General features: G+C 54.5%; 4 protein-coding genes. 1 reads left to right on the forward strand and 3 read right to left on the reverse strand.

Annotated features, from left to right (window positions below):
* The coding region (locus tag MVD07_RS10095; RefSeq protein ID WP_297501697.1) for a zinc-ribbon domain-containing protein at positions 1-615 on the forward strand (615 nt) is incomplete at its 5' end.
* 57 nt (positions 616-672) lie between these two features.
* Here the strand turns inward: MVD07_RS10095 and MVD07_RS10100 are convergent.
* From MVD07_RS10100 to MVD07_RS10110, 3 genes are all read right to left on the reverse strand, one after another.
* Positions 673-1692 (reverse strand): M42 family metallopeptidase, encoded by a 1020-nt coding sequence (locus tag MVD07_RS10100; RefSeq protein ID WP_297501700.1) that lies wholly within the window; start codon positions 1690-1692, stop codon positions 673-675.
* Between the two features lie 112 nt (positions 1693-1804).
* A complete protein-coding gene (locus tag MVD07_RS10105; protein WP_297501703.1) occupies positions 1805-2683 on the reverse strand; it encodes an AEC family transporter in 879 nt (292 codons plus the stop codon).
* A gap of 84 nt (positions 2684-2767) precedes the next feature.
* Positions 2768-4135, reverse strand: a 1368-nt coding sequence (locus tag MVD07_RS10110) for an MMPL family transporter (RefSeq protein WP_297501705.1), incomplete at its 5' end; no start/stop codon positions are given.

Below are 4135 nucleotides of genomic sequence, written 5' to 3' on the forward strand. Positions count from 1 at the left end.
CTCTACGACACGAGCGACGTCACAAAGTTCATTCGCGCTTACTTCAACGAGGGCATGATGAAGCACCTCTCAGGCTACTCAATTGTCGACCTCTTCCAGAACCTCGACATGGTGAGCACTCAAGTAAAGGTAAAGCTCATGGAGGACTTCAGAAGGCTCGGCCTTGAGCTGGTGGACGTGAAAATCGAGGGAGTGAACACGACCGACGAGTGGCGCCAGAGGCTCTTCTGGATAATGCAGACGGGCAACGCCCAGGCTGTGATGCAGCTGGACACGGCCAAGCAGGTCGCGGCAGAGCTCGGGAAGAGCGGGAGCGCGTCCGTCGGGACGGGCATGGTCCTCCTTCCCCAGCTCATGCAGCCCGCTCAACCGGCCCAGCCTGCACAGCCCTACGCCGGCGGCGGGGTTCCTCCAGCGGCCCCGGCGCAGCCAGCTCAGCCTGCTACCCCGGCAGGGCCTGCCCAGCAGGAGATATGTCCCTACTGCGGGAAGCCGATTCCAAAGGGGGCCCGCTTCTGTCCCTACTGCGGGCACGAGATAAAGCGCTGTCCCAACGGTCACATAGTCCCCGAGGGAGCGAAGTTCTGCCCGATCTGCGGGGCCAGGATAGAATAAGCTTCTTTTTCCTTTTCTCTGCTTTTTAGGCCTTAGGCGAATTAAAAAGAAAGAGGTTCAATCCCCAAACTTTTCCTCAATGTAAGCCCTTATCAGCTCCTTTGTAGCGAGCATGCCCTTAACGTGAGTCCTCTCCATGCCGTGGCTCGCGTGGACTCCCTGGCCTATGAGCGCAACCCTGAAGTCCCAGCCGGCCCTTAGAGCGGCGGAACCATCGGAGCCGTAGTAGGGGAAGACGTCAACCACGTGCGGTATGTCCCTCTTTTCGGCCAGTTCGATTAACTTAGTCGTCATCCCGTAGTCGTAGGGACCGCTCGAATCTTTCGCCGCTATCGAGACAGCAGTCTCCTTACCGTAAACTCCGTCGCCGACGACGCCCATGTCAACGACCAGTAACTCCCTAGTGCTTGGTGGATATCCAGCGGAACCGCCGTGACCCACCTCCTCATAGGGTGAGAAAAAGAACGCCACCGGGAGCTTCTCCAGTCTCTCCGCTCCAAGCTCAAGCATCAGATCGATCATAACCGCTACGCTCGCCTTGTCGTCAAGGAAGTGGGCCTTAACGAAGCCGTTCGAATATTCGAACTTCGGGTCAAAGGCTATAAAATCTCCAGGCCTTATCCCGAGCTTCTCGGTATCCTCTTTCTTTTCTACTTCGGCGTCGAGCCTTATATACATGTTCTCCTCCTTGCGCTCTTTCTTTTCGGCGTCCTTGTTCACGTGAACGCTTGGATTCTTGAGGAGGAGGGTTCCCCTATAGCGCTTCCCGGAGCGGGTTATTATCGTGCAGTACTCGCCCTCGAACGTTGGAAGGAGAAGCCCTCCAACGCGGGTGAAGCTCAGGTGTCCGTCCGGGAGAATTCCCTTCACCATAGCTCCGAGTGTGTCAACGTGGCCCGCTATCACAAGCTCCGGCTCCGGATGGTTGCCCGCTATTAACGCTCCTTTGTTGGTGTAGTACGTCTTTATTCCAACTTCGTTGAGCCTCTCCTCTATGTGGGCGAGAACCTCCTTTGTGTAGCCCGTCGGCGAAGGTATCTCAAGGATTTCGCGCAGAATTTCGACAACACGTTCCATGGTATCACCGGAAAAGGAATGAAAAAGGGGGTTAAAAACCTCACCCGAACTCGTGGCTGAGGGCTGGAAGCTACAAGCTTTCCATGTGGGCATTTCCTCAGGCGGATGAATTTCAACTGGTGAAGAATTTTAGGGTGCTGAAGAATAGGAGAACTAGGAGGCTCAGGATGACAGTTACGGCAATCCCTTCCCCGGCCTTCATTTTGTAGTGTGATAGAATGACGTTTGCCATTATTGCTGGAGGCATTGAGGACTCCACGAGGACGGCGTAGTAGATATTCCCAGCCCCTCTAAGGGTGAGGAGAACGAAGAGGAACGGAAGGACGCTCCTGAAGAGGCCGACCTCGGCGAGGTGCCTGAGCCTGAACTTCTGGAGGTCTATTATCGAGCCGAAGTAGATGAGCAGGAGGGGGATGCTCCACCAGCCAACGGCCTTAACCGGCTCAAGGAACCAGCTGGGAAGCCTGATCCCAGCAAGAACGAGAGTAAGGGCCAGGAGATTTGCGGCCGTTGGAGGGAACTTAAGGGCCTTGACGAGGCTCTCCTTCACCGAGGCCTTCCCGCTGGAGTAGTGGGCCGCTATGAAGCTCGCCAGAGGGAGTACGATGAGGCTGTTGGTTGTGGAGTAGAGTATCGCGGGAGTTATATCATCGAGGAAGAGACTTGCTATTGGGAAGCCCATTGCGGCGGTGTTGGGATAAACCGAGAGCACCATTAAAGCCCCGGCCCAGCGCTCGTCCCTCACAAAAAATCGGGCGTAGAGGTAGGAGAGGCCGAGGCTCAGGATGACTATCAGAAGAACGTAGATGAAGACGGGCTTTATGCTGATTAGATACCCTAAATCCTTGCTCGCGACGTTCCCGAAGACGAAGAGCGTAAGGAGAACCCGCGTGGAGAGGATGTTCAGCCAGTGGAAGGGCCTCTCGTTCCTGACCGCGTACTTTAGGGCGTAGCCAACCGCTATGAGCGCGAGCATCTCGTAGATGTTCATGGTTTAACCGAGGGTCTCAGCGTTTAAAAGGATGTCGAGGAGAAGGTGTCAAGACATACTAAAAAGAAAGGGGAAGTTAGGGTGTCACTCCTTCTTCTCTGTCCTGTGGAGAGGCCACCAGGCCTTTTCACCGAAGAGGCCCATCATCGCCGGGCCAAGGAAGTAGACCGCAAGTGTTGCTGTTATCAGCACTCCTGCGGCAAGTGCAAAGCCTATTTCCCTCGTCCCCCACGTCGAACTGATCATCAATGCACCGTACGTGGTTCCTAGCACCGTTGCTAGGCCGATGACAACGAGGTCTATCGTTCCTGCCGCAACTACGAGGGCGTCCTTGGGGGAGCGGCGCTCAAACTCGTCCCTCGCTTTGACGAGGTAGAAGCTGTTATAGTCTATGCCTACTCCCATGAGCACGATGAACACCATCAGCGGCAGGAACCACATGATCTCCTGTCCAAAGAGCTTCTGGAAGAGCCATGTTGATATTGCTATGCTGAGGAGCACCCCAGTGCCGACTGTTGCCATCGTTGAAATAACAGCGGGAATGCCCTTGAGCGCTGGTATAAGCAGTAGGAACATCAGCACTAGCGCTACTGGCAGGATTCTGTGCCAGAATATGTTGTTGATCAAGTTGCTGAGGTCGAGGTCTAAAGCCGCACCACCGCCCACCATGCCTCTGGTTATCTTTCCGCTGGCTTCGTAGTTCTTCAATAGGGTCCTAATGTCCCTAACTATCCTGTGAGCTTGGGGGGTCGTTGACTGGTACCTGCTGACTACCTCGATGAGGATCATATTACCCGTGCTCGAGAGGTACCTGCCGCCACCTATGGCCTTGAGCTGGCTCAGGTTAGTGTTTACGGGCTTTCCATAAGGCTGGGTAATGGTGTAGACGTACTTAACGCCGTCTATCTTCTCGATGTTCCTCACTACTCCGTTGATTGTTGAAAGGTCGCTATTGGTGACGTTATGGTTGAACTTAATCAGGACGTAGGTGGCACCCATCACGTCGGCCCCGAGCTTGCTCTGACTTATTTCAAGGAAGTGGTAGGTTTCACTGTCCTTTGGCAGGAACAGCTTGATGTCGTGTGTCCCGTTGAAGTTGGTAAAAGTGTAAACTGCCGGGGCAAGCAGGAGGAGGAATATAAGTAACACTGCCTTTGCGTGTTTGACAGACCATCTGGCAATTCTGCTCTCTTTGTGGATGTTGCTCCCTTTAACATGCCCTATGTGTCTCGGCCACCAGAAGGTTGACTTGTCTCCGATGAGAGCGGTTATAGCCGGTATGAGTGTCAGACTGGCGGCGAAGACGACCAACACCGCTATGGGAGCTATCATGCCCATCTCTTTGAAGATAGGGAACTCCCAGGCGAGCATAAAGCTTGCGAAGGCCACCGCATCAACAGAGGCACTCGCGAGTATGGCATCCTTTGTTCTTCTCAATGCCTCACTCGTAGC

This window comes from Thermococcus sp. (genome assembly GCF_027008145.1).
Classification (GTDB): domain Archaea; phylum Methanobacteriota_B; class Thermococci; order Thermococcales; family Thermococcaceae; genus Thermococcus.